At 66.6% G+C, this 16921-nt stretch carries 11 protein-coding genes; 6 read left to right on the top strand and 5 right to left on the bottom strand.

Going from position 1 to position 16921, the window contains the following annotated elements:
- Positions 1-266: 266 nt before the first annotated feature.
- Positions 267-1820, top strand: coding sequence for a hypothetical protein (locus tag KF715_03005; GenBank protein MBX3735634.1), 1554 nt, complete (start codon positions 267-269; stop codon positions 1818-1820).
- A gap of 119 nt (positions 1821-1939) precedes the next feature.
- Complete coding sequence (locus tag KF715_03000) at positions 1940-5698, top strand: choice-of-anchor D domain-containing protein (GenBank protein MBX3735633.1); 3759 nt, start codon at positions 1940-1942, stop codon at positions 5696-5698.
- Positions 5699-5705: 7 nt separating this feature from the next.
- On the opposite strand, the gene KF715_02995 is transcribed toward KF715_03000, so the two are convergent.
- From KF715_02995 to KF715_02975, 5 genes are all read right to left on the bottom strand, one after another.
- On the bottom strand, positions 5706-5855 hold the full coding sequence (locus KF715_02995; GenBank protein ID MBX3735632.1) for a hypothetical protein: 150 nt from the start codon (positions 5853-5855) through the stop codon (positions 5706-5708).
- Between the two features lie 480 nt (positions 5856-6335).
- A complete protein-coding gene (locus KF715_02990) occupies positions 6336-7664 on the bottom strand; it encodes a pyruvate dehydrogenase complex dihydrolipoamide acetyltransferase (protein MBX3735631.1) in 1329 nt (442 codons plus the stop codon).
- A 57-nt stretch (positions 7665-7721) separates the two neighbouring features.
- Positions 7722-8699, bottom strand: a complete 978-nt coding sequence (locus tag KF715_02985) for an alpha-ketoacid dehydrogenase subunit beta (GenBank protein MBX3735630.1) — start codon at positions 8697-8699, stop codon at positions 7722-7724.
- Positions 8700-8758: 59 nt separating this feature from the next.
- On the bottom strand, positions 8759-9856 hold the full coding sequence (gene pdhA, locus KF715_02980) for a pyruvate dehydrogenase (acetyl-transferring) E1 component subunit alpha (GenBank protein MBX3735629.1): 1098 nt from the start codon (positions 9854-9856) through the stop codon (positions 8759-8761).
- A gap of 174 nt (positions 9857-10030) precedes the next feature.
- Positions 10031-10537 carry an NUDIX hydrolase gene (locus KF715_02975; protein MBX3735628.1) on the bottom strand — a complete coding sequence of 169 codons (507 nt, stop codon included), beginning with the start codon at positions 10535-10537 and terminating at the stop codon, positions 10031-10033.
- Positions 10538-10646: 109 nt separating this feature from the next.
- On the opposite strand from KF715_02975, the gene pilM reads away from it, so the two are divergent.
- The 4 genes from pilM to KF715_02955 are packed head-to-tail and all read left to right on the top strand — an operon-like array spanning position 10647 to position 16829.
- Positions 10647-12254 carry a pilus assembly protein PilM gene (gene pilM, locus KF715_02970; GenBank protein MBX3735627.1) on the top strand — a complete coding sequence of 536 codons (1608 nt, stop codon included), beginning with the start codon at positions 10647-10649 and terminating at the stop codon, positions 12252-12254.
- 3 nt (positions 12255-12257) lie between these two features.
- The gene (locus KF715_02965; protein ID MBX3735626.1) at positions 12258-13202 is read left to right on the top strand and encodes an Amuc_1100 family pilus-like protein; all 945 of its coding nucleotides are present in this window, start codon (positions 12258-12260) and stop codon (positions 13200-13202) included.
- A complete protein-coding gene (locus tag KF715_02960) occupies positions 13199-14125 on the top strand; it encodes a hypothetical protein (GenBank protein ID MBX3735625.1) in 927 nt (308 codons plus the stop codon). Before KF715_02965 ends, KF715_02960 begins: the two co-directional genes overlap by 4 nt.
- Positions 14126-14132: 7 nt before the next feature.
- The gene (locus tag KF715_02955; protein MBX3735624.1) at positions 14133-16829 is read left to right on the top strand and encodes a type II secretory pathway, component PulD; all 2697 of its coding nucleotides are present in this window, start codon (positions 14133-14135) and stop codon (positions 16827-16829) included.
- The last annotated feature ends 92 nt before the right edge of the window (positions 16830-16921 follow it).

Raw genomic sequence — 16921 nt, 5'->3', positions numbered from 1 at the left:
CGACACGCGCGGGAGCGGTTTGCCTGATGGCGCGGGAGCATTTCGGCGATGGCGCCGGTGAAGAGGAAATCCGAGGCGCGGCAGATCGTTGAACATTTCGCGAGGAACTGATGAAGTGCGTGGCTCGGCGCAGCGGGGCTGCGCATGCTAATAGGGCCGTTTGCGCCGCAATGTCTGCGGAGACGGCATGCGAGGTGGGTGTATCATGCGACTGCGGCTGCGTCCGTGCGGGTGTGAACGGGCGTCGTGCTCCGCAGACTCGCTTTATGAAAACGATCCGGCTGTTTCTCGTCCTGATCCCGCTGGCAGGCGCGCTGCTGTTGCGTGGCAACACGGCGCCCACGCCGGTGATCAACTCGGCGGTGATGCGCGCGGGCACGACCCTGCTCGACGTGAATTTCCGGGTGAACGATCCAGACGACGCGACAGTGCAGGTGCGCGCGCTGGCCTTCATCGACGGGGTGCGCTCGTTCGCGAAGGTGATCAAGCCCGTGACGTTCGTCGAAGGCACGGCGAGCAAACTCGGCGACGCGATCGCGACCAACACGAATCATGTGCTGACCTGGGACGTGGGAGCGGAGTGGGCGACCGATCTGGGGCAGTTGAAGTTCGAGATTCTTGCGCTGGATGCGCGGGGGCTGCTGGCATTCGATTGGATCACGATTCCGGCGGCAGGCGGGCATGCTGCACTGACGATCAGCAAAGACGCGCCGACGAGTGCGAAGGTGCTCGATGCGCTATTCTGGCTGTATGCCTCGGGGGATCCGGGACTGAGCTTGGCGGGAGGCATCCTCACTGGCACGGCGGCGGCAGGCAATTTTTCGGGGTTGCAGTTGGTCAACGGGGCGACGGTGCAGACTTACGCGGCGCCGTATGTTTTCAAAAAAATGAACCTGGATCCGGCAACCTACATGGAGGTCGCCTATGCAAGTGGCGATGCGCGTGCGGGCCTGCTCACCACGGGCGGATGGCACGCCGCAAACCGGGCCTACGCCGGCATCAGCATTGTTTACGCGTGGGGGAACAACAACTCCAGTCAGGCGACGGTCATCCCCGGGCTTACCACCGCGATCCGGACTGCAGCTTCCAGTCACAGCTTGATTCTCATGGGCGACGGAACCGTCGTCGCGTGGGGATCCAATTCTTACGGGCAGGCTACGGTTCCGGCCGGTCTCACGGGGGTGACGGCGATCGCGGCGTCTGGCCACAGTTTGGCGCTGAAAAGCGACGGCACTGTGGTGGCGTGGGGCTACAATAGCAACGGTCAGTCCACGGTGCCTGCCGGTTTGAGCGGTGTGACGGCGATTGCCGCGGGCGGGACGCACAGTCTGGCCTTGAAGAATGACGGCACCGTGGTGGCGTGGGGGAACAATGCCAACGGCCAAACGACGGTTCCGACTGGACTGACCGGCGTCACCGCCATCGCGGCGAGCGCCTACACGAGCTTCGCGCTGAAGAGCAACGGCACGGTGGTGGCATGGGGCGGCAATTCGCAGGGTGAGGGCGTGGTGCCGGCGGGACTGTCCGGGGTCGTGGCCATCTCATCGGGAAACCTGCACTGCCTCGCGTTGAAGGGTGACGGGACTGTGGTGGCGTGGGGCTGGGGGTATTATGGGCAGACCGCCGTTCCGGCCGGATTGACCGGCGTGATCGCGATCGCGGCGGGTTCCGGGCATAGTGTGGCGTTGAAGAGTGACGGCACGGTCGTGGCCTGGGGCTACAACGACAATGGTCAGTCCACCATTCCAAGCGGGGTCGATAGGATAGCTTTCATCGCCGCGGCAGGGCACAATCTCTTCCTGCGCGGCCGGGCGCCCTGAGTCGCCGTCGTCTTGGCGCCGCGAACGACATGGGCACGAACGTGATTCCTCGCTGGCTACTCCGCTGCGGCGCGGTGGTGGGGCTGCTTCTGCCCCTGTGGCCTTTGCACGCGGCCCTCGTGAACCACGTCGAAACGTCCGTGAACGATGCGGACGGGACCACGATTGGCGCCGTGGCGTCGAACCAATACCTCGAGCTCAACGCCACCTATTCCACCGCGACGGCGGCGGCCAGCTGGTCGAGTTATCGCTTCACCCACTGGACCGACAGCGGCTCGCCGGAGGCGATTTATCGCGACGCGTGGGGTCGCTCGGTGAATCCTGCGAGCTTCGTGCTGCTCGGCGCTTCCACCGCGACGGCGCACTACCTGCCGGCAACGCGCGACACTGACGGCGACGGCGTGCCGGACTGGTTCGAGATGGAATACTATGGGACGCTGGCCAACGGCGCGGCGTCGGACACCGATGGCGACGGTGTCACTCTTGCCGGGGAATACGCCGCCGGCACGAATCCGCTCTACGGCAACAGCACCAGCGAGGGCGGCGTGGCGACGGCGGATACGGCGCTCATCACCTGCAATCTCGCGGGCTACGCGACCTACACATTACGCAGCGTGCCGGCCGGGACTGTGAGCCAGTCAGCGGTCGTGCCGCCCGGCACGGTCGTCACGACGAGCGATCTGGCGGGCAACACGGCGTTCGGCTACTGGACGCTCGACGGCGTGCGGCAACAAGATGCGTGGGGCGTGGCGCGCACGCAAATCACCTTCACCGTGACCACGAGCGACCGCGAAGCCGTGGCCTACCTGTTCACCGGCGACACCGACAGCGACGGCGTGCCGGACGCGTTCGAGCAACGCTACTACGGCTCGATGACCAACGGCGCCGCCTCCGACACCGACGGCGACGGCGTGACGCTGTTGGCCGAATACACCGCCGGCACGAACCCGCTCTATGGCAACAGCGCCTCGGAAGGCGGTGTCGCCTGGACCGAAACGGCACTCATCACCTGCAATCTCGCAGGCTACGCGACCTACACGCTGCGCAGCGTGCCGGCCGGAACGGTAAGCCAAAGTGCGACAGTGACTCCGGGCACGACGGTCACGTCGCCCGATCTCTCCGGCAATGCGACCTTCGGCTACTGGACGCTCGATGGCGTGCGACAGCAAGACGCGTGGGGTGTGTCGCGCGGGCAGATCAGCTTCACGGTGACCGGCGCTGATCGCGAAGCCGTAGCCTACCTATTCACCGGTGACACCGACAACGATGGCGTGCCGGATGCGTTCGAGCAGCGCTACTATGGCACGCTGGCCAATGACGCGGCCTCAGACTCCGACGGTGACGGCGTGACGCTGCTGGCCGAATACACCGCCGGCACGAATCCGCTCTACGCCAACAGCACTTCTGACGGCGGCGTCGCGTGGGCCGACACGGCATTGCTCACGCTCGATTTGCAGGCCGACATCGTGCTCGAGCAGCCGGTCGGGACGGCGCTGGCGGACGGAGGGGCGCGGGATTTCGGCGACGTGCCGGTGGGGCGCACTGCGGACCTGACCTTCACAATTCGCAATGCCGGCGGTCGCCCGCTTGCCGCTTTGGCTGCGGCGCTCGACGGTGCGAACGCGGCGGAGTTCAGCGTGGTCACGGCGTCGTTGCCGTCGCTCGAGCATAACGGCTCGACCACGCTGATCGTCCGCTTCGCGCCCGTCTCGCTCGGCGCGAAGTCCGCAGCGTTGCACCTTGCCAGCAACGATCCGGACGAGAGTCCGTTCGACGTCACGTTGAACGGATACGGCGTGAACAACCCGCCGACGATTGCGCCGCTTGCCGCGCGCGACACGGCGCGCAATACGCCAGTGAGTTTCACGATTGAGATCGGCGACATCGAAACGGCGGTCTCCGCGCTTGTGGTATCCGGTGCATCATCCAATCCGACATTGCTGCCGGACGCAGCGATCGTGTTCGCCGGCACCGGCGTCCGCCGCACGGTCACGCTCTCCCCAGCGGCCGATGCCACAGGCGTCGCGCACGTCACGATCACCGTGAGCGACGGCGCTGCGACCGCCGAGGCGGCGTTCGATCTCACTGTAGTCGCATATCCGCCGGGTGCGACAGTGCTGGCGGCGGACGATGTGACGTCGAATGCGGCGACGCTGCACGGCACGGTGACGGCAAGCGGCTTTCCCGTCGCGGCGCGTTTCGAGTGGGGCGCGACAAGTGCTTACGGCCAGACGGCGACGGCTTCGTTGACGGCGCCGGACGGCGCGGGCGCGCAAGCGGCGAGCGCAACGCTGGCGGGATTGGAGCCGTGGACCGTCTATCATTATCGGCTCTTGGTTCTCGGCAGCCAAGGCACGGCAACCAGTGCCGACGCGACGCTGCGCACCGCGGGCGTGGCACCGTCGATCAGCGGGCAACCGGCACCGCAGACCGCGATGGTCGGAGGCGAGGCGAGTTTCGCGGTGACCGCCTCGGGCGTGCCGGCGCCGAGTTATGCGTGGTGGAGGGACAGCGTCGAAATTCCCGGTGCGACTACGGCGACGTTGCACCTGACGGATGTGCAAATGAGCGACGCGGGCGCCTATCGCGTGGTGGTGTCGAATGCCGCCGGCAGTGTGACGAGCGACTCTGCCACACTGACCGTGAACCGTCGCGCGCAGAGCATCGCCTTCGATGCGATTCCAAACGCGAAGCTGGGCGACGCGGCGTTTGCGCTGAGCGCGACGGCGAGCAGCGGTCTGGCGGTGAGTTATGCGAGTTCGGACCCAACGATCGCGACGATCGCGGGCAACCTCGTCACACCGGTGGGAGCCGGCACCGTCACGATCACGGCCAGCCAGCCCGGCGACGCGACGTATCTGCCGGCGGCCGACGTGAGCCGCAATTTTGTGGTGAGCGGTGGCGATGCCGTCGTGACCGCACTGGTTGCCGCTGATTTCAGCGGCAGCGCAGGTGCGACGCCGGATGCGGCGCTGTTTGAGTGGAGTGGCGACGTGGCGTTGAACGGCGCGGGTCAGTTGGGATTGTCGACGAATGTCGCGAACACCACGTGGCTCCGCACGCGCGCCGGCAAGGCAGTGGCGGTGGGCGACACGCTGCTGCTACGCTTTCGCGCGTATGCCTACGCGGAGAATTGGTATCCCGGAGTGTATGGCGACCAGCAGCCGCGCGGGCTGCGCGTCGGCACCGATCCGAACAATGCGATCGAGTTCTACTCCGCCGCGCGCACCTTGCTCGGCATGCGCGTTGTGAGAAACGGCGTGCCAGCCAGCCTGACGAGCGCGTTCCCTGCGGGCGTGGACTCGATGCACGAGTATGAGATCGCGGTCACTGCGACGGAGGCGACGTTTAAGGTGGACGACATTGTGGTCGGCACGCTCGCGGGCAGTCCGCCATCGGACGTGCTCAATGCGTTCTTCTCCACCTACGATGGTGGTTTGGGCAACGTGCCGGTGACGATCGACAGTTTGCTGCTGGCGGCCAACGCGAGTGGCTACGACTTGTGGCGCATCACGAAGTTCAGTGCGGCGGAGCTGCTCGACGAGAGCCTGAGCGGGCCGGGCGCGAGTTACTCCGGCGACAGCTTGCCGAATCTGGTGAAATACGCCCTCGGGCTTGACCCGAAGCAGCGTCACGCCGGACCGGTGCTGGCGCTGAGCGTTGTGGCGGGCGAGTGGAGATGCACGTTCCAGCGTGCATCCGACACGACGGATGTGAGCTGCGCGGTCGAGGTGTCAGCCGATCTCGCGGGTTGGTCGACCAACGCGGTGAATTTGCAGAAAGTGGCGACCACCGCCGGCGTCGAGACGTGGCAGGCGAGCGCGCCACTCAACGGGACCCCGCGGTTGTTTTTCCGACTCCGGGCAACGCGACCGTGATCGCCGCTCAGTGGGAGACGATCGCGTAGATGGCGAAGCCGATTCCGCCGGCCAGGGCCGCCACCAAGACGAGCGTGGCGAGCACAAGCTTGGTGCGCTCGCGTCGATCGGATTCGATCCAGGCGTTGTCGGATTTACGACGGAAAGGCGGCAACATGGGGGCGAAGAAAAGTGAAACCTCGCGCGACGGAAAAGCTTTTGCGTCGTCGACGTCAATTTTCACGGCGAGTTTGCCAATGCCTGCAATACGCGCTCATCGATTCCCGGTGTCGACTCGGCTGATAAGGCGTGCGGGTCGGCGCTCATTGCTGCGGCTTATGTTTTTTCGGACGTGTGCGAGTGCTAGCGGGCAATGCTCGCTTGGCGTTGGGCAGTGGCGCCGCGCGCTTGGCCGGACGCGCACGCGCGTTGCTTCGACGACACTGGTTTTCAAGACGACCGACGTGGCTCGGCGGGTTGGAGATGAGTTCAAGTGCTGTGATCGGCCTGGTCGTGGCGCGATGCCGGAGGCGAGCGGCCGCAAACATCGGCGAAGGCGCTGGCGTGCATTTGTCGCGGCGAGGTTGTCGGTGGGCGGCGACGACAAAAAAGGCGCGCCGGGGCGGCGCGCCTGAAGATGCGGGAGCAGCGGTGCGGCTCAGACGAGCAGCAGCGCGGGCTTCTCGAGCAGGTCCTTGATCGCGGCGAGGAATTGCGCGCCGAGCGCGCCGTCGACGACGCGGTGGTCGCACGAAAGCGTGAGTGTCATCGTCTGGCCGACGACGATCGCGCCGTTCTTCACGACCGGCTTGGTGACTGTCGTGCCGACGGCGAGGATCGCGGAGTTCGGCGGGTTGATGATGGCGGAGAACTTCGTGACGCCCATCATGCCGAGATTCGACACGCAGAACGTGCCGCCGGTGAACTCGTCGGGCTTGAGCTTCTTTTCCTTGGCGCGTTTGCCGAGCGGTTTGGCCTCGGCGCTGATCGCGAAGACGGACTTCGTGTGCGCGTCTCGGATGACCGGCGTGATGAGGCCGTCCTCGATCGCCACGGCGAACGAGACGTGCGCGGCGCCGAAGTATTGGATGCCGGTGCCGGTCCACGAGGCGTTGACGCACGGGACGCGGCGGAGCGCCTCGGCGCTGGCCTTGAGGACAAAGTCGTTCACGGAGAGCTTCACGCCTTCGGCGGCGAGGCCTTCATTGAGCTGCGCGCGCACGGCGAGCAGCGGCTCGGCGTCGACTTCGATCTCGAGGTAGAAGTGGGGGATGGTCGTCTTGGCTTCGAGCAGGCGCTTCGCGATGGTCGCGCGCATGTTCGTGGCGGGGACGGTGCGGTCTTCCTGTAGCGGGCCGGTGCGCGACGGCGTGCCGCCGGTGAACGATTTTGTCGCCAGCGAGCTCGCTCCCACGGACGGAGCAGACTTGGTCTGGAGAAGCGCAGGATTCGCGACGGCGGCGAGGACGTCGGCCTTCACGATGCGGCCGTGCGGACCGGTGCCGGCGAGACCGGCGACGTTGAGGTTGTTTTGCGCGGCGATCTTCTTCGCGAGCGGGGAGATTTTTATGCGACCTTCCGGCGCGGGAGCGGCAGCTACCGAAACGGGTGCCGGAGCCGGAGCCGCGACTGGAGCGGGCGGTGGAGCGACCGGCGTCGGAGCCGGAGCAGGAGCTGCAGGAGCCGGCACGGCCGCCGCGGGAGCGGCGGCTTTGGGCGCGGCACCGGCGGGAGCGTCGACCTTTTCGCCGGGCTGGCCGACGGCGCAGAGCGGGGCGCCGACGGCGATCTGCGAGCCGGCGGGGGCGAAGATCTTGATGAGCGTGCCGTCGAAGAACGACTCGAGTTCCATCGTCGCCTTGTCGGTTTCGACTTCGGCGAGCATGTCGCCGGACTTCACGGCGTCGCCTTCCTTCTTGAGCCACTTGACGAGCGTGCCCACCGACATGGTGTCGGAGAGCTTCGGCATATCGATAATGTTGGCCATGGCGGGGCGCGCGCTTCGCGCGCGCAGTTGAAGTTGATAGTTGAGGTTTAAGTTGAGTCAGCGGAGTGCTTCGAGGGCCGCGTTGAAGATGCGGTCGACATTCGGGAGCTGGAGTTTTTCCAGCGGCGGACTGTAGATCGCCGGCGAGTCGATCGAGGTGAGGCGCTTGATCGGGGCGTCGAGGTCGTCGAAGGCCTTTTCCGCGATGATGCAGGCGAGCATGGCGCCGACGGAGCAGAAGGGCTTGGACTCTTCGACGATGAGGACGCGGTTCGTTTTGCGGACCGAGTTGAGGACGGTTTCCTCGTCGAGCGGCCGGATCGAGCGGAGGTCGACGACTTCGGCGTTGATGTTGTGCTTTTCCTTGAGGAGGTCGGCGGCCTTGAGGGCCATCTGGATCGGGCGGCCGTGGCCGACGATCGTGAGGTCGGTGCCGGCGCGCTTCACGTCGGCCTTGCCGAGCGGGATGAGGTATTCGCCGTCCGGCACTTCGCAGGACTCGCCGTAGAGCATGGTGTTTTCCATGAACATCACGGGGTCGTTGTCGCGGATGGCGGACTTCATGAGGCCCTTGGCGTCGTAGGCGTTGGACGGGACGACGACCTTGATGCCGGGGTGGTAGGCGGCGATGCCCTCGGGCGTGTGCGAGTGCGTGGCGCCGACGTTGGTGCCGCCGTTGGCGGGGCCGCGGAGCACGATTGGGCAGTTGATGAGGCCGCCGGACATGTAGCGGATGTTGGCGGCGTTGTTGAAGATTTGGTCGAAGGCGACCGAATAGAAGCTGAAGAACATCAGCTCCATGATCGGGCGCATGCCGAGCATGGCGGCGCCGACGCCCATGCCGATGAATCCGGCTTCGGAGATCGGCGTGTCGATGACGCGTTTCGGGCCGTATTTGGCCAACATGCCTTCGGAGACCTTGTAGGCGCCGTTGAACTGGCCGACTTCCTCGCCCATGAGCACGACGTTCTCGTCGCGCTCGATTTCCTCGCTCATGGCGTGGCGGAGGGCTTCGCGGTAAGTGATAACTGGCATTGCTGCGGAAAAGTTGAGAGTTGAAAGATGAGAGTTGAGAGCGGCGGACTCGCGGCGGCTCAGTCGAAGAACAGGCTGCCGACGGATTTGCGGTCGGCGGGATTGTCCGCCTCCCAATACACGTGCTTCTTGATGTCCTCGACGGTGGGGAAGGGGCTCTGCTCGGCGAATTGCGCGGAGGTCTCGGCCTCGGCGCGGGCGGCTTCGTCGATCTGGCGGATGAGCACGTCATTCAGGACGCCTTCGGCCACAAGCGTGCGCTCGTAGGTCATGAGCGGGTCCTTGGTCGCCTTGTATTCCTCGATTTCCTTCTTCTCGCGGTAAGTGGTGTCCGGGTCCGCGACGGAGTGGCCGCGGTAACGATAGGTGCGGATCTCGAGCACGCTCGGCTTCGACTCGTCGTGGGCGAGCTTGAGCAGGCGGGCGAACTTGTCGCGGATTTCGAGGACGTCGTGGCCGTTCTCGGAAATTTCCCAATTCATCCCGTAGGCCTCGGCGCGCTGCGCGAGCGACGGGCCGGCGGACGAACGCGCCTGGCTCGTGCCCATCGAGTAACCGTTGTTCTCGACGACGAAGATCACCGGGAGATTCCAGAGCGCGGCGAGGTTGTAGGCTTCGTGGACCGCGCCTTGGTTGACCGCGCCGTCGCCCATGAACGCCATCGCGGCGCCCTTGCGGCCCTTGTATTTCAGCGCGAAGGCCAGGCCGGTGCCGAGCGGGATCTGCCCGCCGACGATGCCGTGGCCGCCCCAGAAATTGCGCGTCGGGTCGAAGTAGTGCATCGAACCGCCTTTGCCCTGCGAGCAGCCGGTGACTTTGCCGTAGTTCTCGGCCATGCACTCGTTCATGCCCATGCCGACGGCCAGCGCGTGACCGTGGTCACGATAGGCGGTGATGATATGGTCATCCTTCGCCATCACCGAGGCGCAGCCGACGGCGATCGACTCCTGGCCGATGTAGAGGTGAAGGAAACCGCCGATCTTGCCCTGCTGATAGGAGCGCAGGCAGCGCTCCTCGAAGCGGCGGATGCGAACCATGTCGCGGTAGAACTTGAGCAACTCATCCTGACCGAGCTTCGCGTTCACCGGAGCTTGGCGGGAGTTGTAGGCGGGTGCGCCCTCGTCGGGCTTCTTGGGTGTGGTGGCTTTCTTGCTCACAATTAGTTCGAGTTTGAAATGATTTTCGGACGCCAAGGTCCTAAGTTGGGGATGCGCGCAGAAACACAAGCGAAACTTCGGGCGCGGCAGCTTATTACACGCCGAGCCTCAACCTCGCGCGCACCGGGGATCGACGGACGAGGCTCGACGCACCGCGAGGCGCGAGCCGCGCCCTCAGCGAGCGCCGGTAATCTGCTCAACCGTGATCGCAATCGGCGACACCGAACAGTCCGCGCGCAGCGAAACGAAGGTGTGGCGATACTGATCGTAGATCGGCCACAGCGCCTTCGCGTCGGTCTCCGGAATCTCGAGCGTCTTGATCTGCTCGCGCGTCCAGAAGGCGAATTTGCCCTCGGTGATGTCCGGCGGCAGCGCTTCGAGCGGCAGCTTGCAGTTGAACAAAAACATCAGCCAGTGGTTGTGGCCTTGATAGGCTTTCTCCGCGATCATCGCGAAGAGGTGCAGATCGCGGTCGCGCACTTTCAGGCCGACCTCCTCCTCGATCTCGCGCACCGCGCACTGGAACGGCGACTCGCCGGTCGCCATCTCGAGCTTGCCACCGATCGGCGACCACACGCCGAGGTTCGGCTGCTTCGCGCGCAGCATGAGCAGCAACTCGCCGGCGCGGTTCTCGAGAAACACGAGCACGCTGATCTTGTAGGGCAGGGCGGTGGCACTCATCGGGCGAACCTCATCGCCCGCGCGCCGCCCGCGCAACCAGATTGTCGCCTTGCCACGCACTCTAGCCTTGCCGCTCCGAAACGCAGCGGAACACTCGGCGCTGAACCCGATGCGCTCCTCGCGCGTAGCAGTCCTCGATTGTGGCGCCAGCCACGTTGCCGCTGGCGTGTTTTCGCGCAGCGGCGGGAGGCTTCGTCTCGAGCAATTTGCTTGGAAGGCCTTCTCGATCGCTTCCGGCCGCGAGGAGGAATGGCACGATGCGCTCCTCGGCGCGCTCGGGACGGTGGCGATCCAGCTGCGCTACCGTGGCCCGGTGACGGTCGTGCTGCCCGGTCATCTCGTCCTGACCAAATTCATCAAGACCCCGCGCGTCGACGCCGCAAAACGCGAGAAGGTCATCCGCTTCGAGGCGCAGCAGAACATCCCCTACGCAATGTCGGACGTGGCGTGGGACCACGTCGTCACCGGCGAATCCGACCTCGACCTCGATGTGATGCTTTGCGCGGCGAAGCTCGAAGCGGTCGACGCCCTGTGTGCCGCCGTCGAGTCGGCCGGACTCCAGCCGCGCGTGCTCGTGCCGGGCGTCCTGGCGCTGCGCGCCGCGCTCGACTCGCGCGCCGCGACCGAGCCCACGCTTTACGCCAACCTCGGCGCGCGCTCCACGACGCTGCTCTTGGTGGAGAACCGTCGCGTCCACGCGCGCACGCTCGCCATGGGCGGGCAACACGTCACGCAACAGCTCGTCGAAATCCAGGACTGCGACTGGGCCGACGCCGAAGAGTGGAAGACTTCCGGCCGCAACGCCGCCGTTGTCGCTCCCGCCGTCGAATCCTTCGCCACGCGGCTCGGGCAGGAAATCACGCGCTCGGCCGTGCACTTCAAGCGCCAGTCGGGCGCCGCGAGCCCCACGCGCATCGTGCTCACCGGTGGCGCGGCGCGCGCGGCCGGTTTGCCGGAGTTGCTCGGCGCGCGGGCCAATGTGCCGGTGGAAATCTTCGATCCGCTTGCCGCCGTGGAAATCCAGCGCGCGGCCGCCGACGCGGGCGTGGCCGACGTCGCGCTGCACCTCGCCGATCTGGTCTGCGCCGCCCAACAGCAACTGGCGGGCGCCGCGCCGACGGCCAACTTGCTCCCGCCGCGCCTGCGCACGCGCGAGGATACGCGGCGCCGTCAGCCGTGGTTCGCCGTGGCGGCCGTGCTGGTCGCGGCCGCGTTCGTGGCGCCACTGCTTTACTACCGCGAATGGGAAACGGCGCTCCGACACAAGATCGTCGCCGTCGACGCCGAGATCGCACCGCTCCGCGCCCGCGAGGCGCGCAACCGCGCCAATCTCGAGCAACTCGCCGCGCTGCAGGAACAGGTGAAGGCGCTCCAAGGCATCGCCGCGCGCCGGGCAAACTGGCAGCAGCTGTTCGCGGACCTGCAGGACCGCTTCGTCAAGGTCGAGGATGTCTGGCTCGAGCGCGTGCAACTTGCCTCCGGCGCCGCCGACGCGAACGCGCCGCTGCGCATCGCCGTTTCCGGTCGCATGCTCGACCGCACCAACCCGCTCGCGAACGTCAGTCCCGACATCTACCGCCGCGTCACCGAGCTCCTCACGAGCGTCGTGGACTCGCCCTATGTGTCGGCGGTGGAGAACGAGCGCTTCGACAACCGCCAGCCCGGCATCCTGCATTTCGACGTCGTGCTCGTCGCCGAGCCGGCGCGTCCGCTCTGAGCCATGGATGCGTTGAAAAAGCACCCGCTCTTCGCCGCGATTCTCCTCGCGAGCGTGGTCGCGTGCGTGGCGCAAGGCTGGTTGATCTACACGACGCGCGAGCGGGCCAAGCGCGCCGCCATCCAGCTCGAGGCCAAACGCCAGGAACGCGACTGGCTCGCACGGCAAAAGCCCGCGCTGAGCGAGGAGAACGCCCGCGCGATCGAGGCCGATGTTGCGACCGCGACGAAGCGCGTCGCCGAGCTCCGCGCCACGCTCACCGGCAAGGCCTGGCTGCCGACGCCGCCCGCGCGTCCGATCGACGCCTATTTCACCCTCGCGACTTTCACCGAGAAAATGCGCGCGCTCGCCGTCAACCAGCAGGTCGGCCTGCGCGCCGAGGAGCGTTTTGGCTTCTCGACCTACGCCAACGAAGGCCCCGAATCCGATCTGCTCGGCGCTGTGCATCGTCAACGGGTCGTCATACAGCATCTGCTCGAGACGCTCTTCGAAGCGCGCCCGACCACGCTCGTTGCCGCCGTGCGCGAGCGCCCGCTGACCGACGCGCAACGCGCCGCCCGTCGCACCGCGGCGGCGAACGCGAACGGTGCGGAGGCTTCTTCCGGCAGCGCGCGGAGCGCGGGACAACTCGCGGATTTCTTCGAGCCCGACGCACGGCTGCGCTTGCAGGCGCCCGGTTTGGCCGAAGGCGAGTTGTATCGCGTGGAGTTCACCGGCCAGACGCAGGCGTTGCGCGCGTTCCTGAATTCGCTGTCCGCTTCGCCGCTGCCGTTGTTCGTGCGCGCGGTCGAAGTCGAGCCGTCGGCGGAGGTTTCCGCGGCCGCTGTCGCCGCGGCCACCGCGCCGTCCGCCGCGCCCGTGCCGCTCGTGACGCAGAATTTTTCAAAGTTTGCCGTGGTGGTGGAATGTGTTGATGTCCTCCCGGTTTCCTCCGCTCCGTCGTCATGACTTTGCCCCGCTTCGTCTCGTTCGAAAAATCGCTCGCGTTGCTGGCTCTCGCCGGCGTCCTCGGTTCGGCGGCGTGGTGGTGGCAGCAGCAGCCCACCTTGCGCCGCCTGCGGGTCGAGCGCGTGGGCACGGATCTCATCGATGCACCGTATGCGACCGCGGCGTTGCCCGCGCTCGACGCGGTGCCGGCCGCGTGGCGCAAGCCGGCGGCCCAGTCCTCGGGCGGCGACTGGATCTACGAGCTCTTCACCCCGCCGGTGATCTATTACCACGCGACGGCGCGGGCGTTCACCGTGACGCCGCCGAGCTATCTCGCGGAGAAAAACAACCTGCCGTTCGGCCTCGAGCTGCTCGCGGTGAAGCGCGAGCCGTTCCGCCTGCAACTGGTCGGCTACGTCGGCGCGCCGGGCGACATCGTCGCGGCGTTCGTCAGCCAGCAGACGCCGGAGACGCTCCTCGCGCGCACGGGCAGCCGTTTCGAGCAGCTGGGACTCGCCTTGAAATCGTTCGAGGTGCGCAAGGTGAACCTCGCCCCCGGCGCCGAGCAGCCTGTCTACGACGTCGCGGGCGTGGCCACGCTGCGCGACGAGCGGACGGGCGCGGAGGTCACGCTCGATACGCGCGGCCCGAAGCTCACCGACACGCCGCTGGCGGTGCTCCGCGCCGTGACCGACGCGAAGGCGAAGCCGCGCACACTGCACGTGGGCGACACGTTCCAGCAGGATGACGCGACGTTCCGCATCGAACACATCCAGCTCGATCCACCGGAAGTCGTCGTCGCCAAGCAAACCGCCGGTCTGCCTTACCCCGAGACGCGCGTCCTGAAGCCCGAAGCGACCGCCAAGACGCCCAGCCCCGCCGCGACCGCGCAACGTTTCCGCGGCACCGCCCAGCCCGGCGTCGCCGAGGCCGCCCGTCCCTGATTTTCGCATGCCCCGCCGTTTCCTCGTCCTGTTCGCCGCCGTCGCCCTCCTGGCCGGCGGAGGTCTCATCGCCCGCCAGTCCGACACGAAGCCCGACGCTTCGGAGACCAAGATCCGCCTTCTTTCCGATGCGCTCCGCGCCCGCGACAGCGGCAACATCGCCGAGGCGCGCGCCAAGCTTGAGGAGCTGGCCAAACTCACGCCCGGCGACGCGACCGTCACGCGCCTGCTCGCCACTCTCGGCCAGGTGGCGGAAACGAAAGTCATGGTCAGCGGCGGCGTGGTGACGCCCCCGAACGAGGCCGAACTGCTTGCCGCCGAGGAAGAGAAGAAACTCGACCAAACCCTTGCCGCCGCACACGAGAGCGTCCGAGTCGCCCGCGGGCTTGCCACCGACCAGCAATTCAGCGCGGCCCTCGACAAGCTCGCGCAAGCGCGCCGTTCCCTCGCGGAAAATCCCGCCACGCAGGCCACGCTCACCGAGATCGACGTGGCGGGCGCGGAGATCACCCGCGCGCGCGACGAGCATCTCGCTGCCGTCGCGGCCGCCGCGGCGAAAAAGCCGGTCACCGCTGCCGCACCGAAGAGTGAGCCCGCCCAACCGGAGACCCCCGCACCCGAGCCGGCGCCCACGCCGCGCAAGGCGGCGAAAAAGGTCGTGGTCGCGTCCGCGCCGGCTGCGGAGCCCGTGCCCGACACCGAAGTGCAGGCCCTCGTCAAACGCGGGCGCAGCCAATATCTGGCCGGCGACCCGTCCGCCGCCGCGCAGACCTTCGCCCGCGTGCTCGAGTTGGAGCCGGGCAACGCCGACGCCGAAAATTTCATGCGCCGCATCGCCGCCGACACGGTTGACCGCAACGTCGACCGCACCCAGACTAGCGCGCAGTTGCTCAACGAAGTCGCGCGCGCGTGGCAGCGCCCGGGTGTCTACAAGGAGCCGCCACCGGGCGCCGCGCTCGGCGACGGACCGTCGCCATTGCTCGAGAAGCTGAACAAGATCGTGCTCCCAAGCGTGAATTTCAGCGGCATGGAGCTCGGCCGCGTGATGACGACGCTCAGCGTCGTGTCCGAGGAATTCGACCAGAGCGGCACGGCACCGAAGGGCGTGAACATCGTGTTGCTCGACCCGACCGGCGCGAACCCGGTCGTGAACAACATCAACCTGCGCAACCTCTCGTTGAAGCGCGTGCTCGACCTCGTGACGCAGTCGGTCGGCTACCAATACGAGGTGCAGGCCGACGCCGTCATCGTGCGTTCCGGCGGCGAGCAGACGACGCTCGACACGCAGTTTTTCCCCGTGTCGCGCTCGACGGTGCTGCGCATGACAGGCCGCGGCGGCGAGGTGAACGGCGGCGGCGGCAGCGATCCGCTCGCGGGCGGCGCGAAGACCGCCGCCACGTCTTCTTCGAGCAACGTGGAAGGCGAGGGACAGTCGATCCGCAATTTCCTCCAACTCGCCGGCGTGAGTTTCGAAGGCACGCCGGGCAGCACGCTCGCGTTCGACGGTTCGCAGCTGATCGTGACGCAGACCGGCCGCAATCTGGAGCGCATCCGCAACATCCTCGCGCGCTACAGCGACGTGCGGCAGGTCGAGATCGAGGCGAAGTTCATGGAAGTGCAGGACGGCGCGCTCGAGGAACTCGGCGTTAACTGGAACATCGGCAAAAAGGCGACACAGCACAGCGGGGCAAGCGTGACGAACTACACGACGAGCAATCGGTCGCTCGAGAGTGCCTTCACTAATAGTGTGAGCACAACGCAGGGGCAGATTTCACGACCGTCTTCTCCCGGAGTCTACCGCGACAACAACGCCAACGGTGTATTCGACGACGGTGACACGCTCATCAGCGAGCCAACCGACGGTATCAACTTGCCGATTCAAAATGGCGCGCCCGCTATCCCCGGGACGAACAATCTAGGCAAAGGCGCGAACGCACTTGCCGCGATCACCGGTATCCTCGGTGAATTCAATGTGAACGCCGTCATCCGCGCGCTCTCCCAGCGCAGCGGCACGGAACTCCTCAGTGCGCCGAAGCTCACGGTGCTCTCTGGCAATCCCGCGACGATCACGGTCGCGCAGGAACTGCGCTATCCGCAGTCGTATGGTCAGGTGCAGAGTCAGGTCGGCACCGGTAGTGCGAGCGGTGGCGGCTCGGCGGGCGTGACGATCACGGCGGGCACGCCGCAGGAATTCACGACGCGCAACATCGGCGTGGAGCTGAAGGTGACGCCGACGGTCGAAGAGGACGACTACAGCATCAGCCTCGACCTGAATCCGAAGGTGACGGAGTTCGAAGGCTTCGTCGAATACGGCGGCCAGAGCGTCGCGGTGTCGGGCAGCACGACCGTGACGGTGCCGTCGGGTTTTTATCAGCCGATCTTCGCCGTGCGCGAGTTGACGACCAAGGTGACGATCTGGGACGGCGCGACGCTCGTCATGGGCGGGCTCACGCGCGAGGACACGCGCAAGACGAACGACAAGGTGCCGGTGATCGGCAACCTGCCGGTGCTCGGGCGACTGTTCCGCAGCAACGGCGAGAGCGCGCAGAAGCGCAATCTGCTCATCTTCGTGACGGCGAATCTGGTCAGCCCCGGCGGCTCGTTGAAGAAGCAAGCCGTGCGCGGCGCGCCGGTCGGGACGATTTTCCAGAACCCGACCATCGTCACGCCCGCCGGCGCCGCCGGCCGCGAGGCGAAGAAGTAACGCCAGCCCGTGCGGGGCCGGACCGGTTTCGAGCGCGTCGGTAATCGTGTGCGCGGCGAAGTCCGGTCCGGCGTGTGCGAGCGCGGGGCGCG

The organism is Candidatus Didemnitutus sp. (assembly GCA_019634575.1).
Lineage (GTDB): Bacteria > Verrucomicrobiota > Verrucomicrobiia > Opitutales > Opitutaceae > Didemnitutus.
Note: the sequence above shows the minus strand (reverse complement) of the source record. Positions and strands in the feature narration are given on the sequence as shown.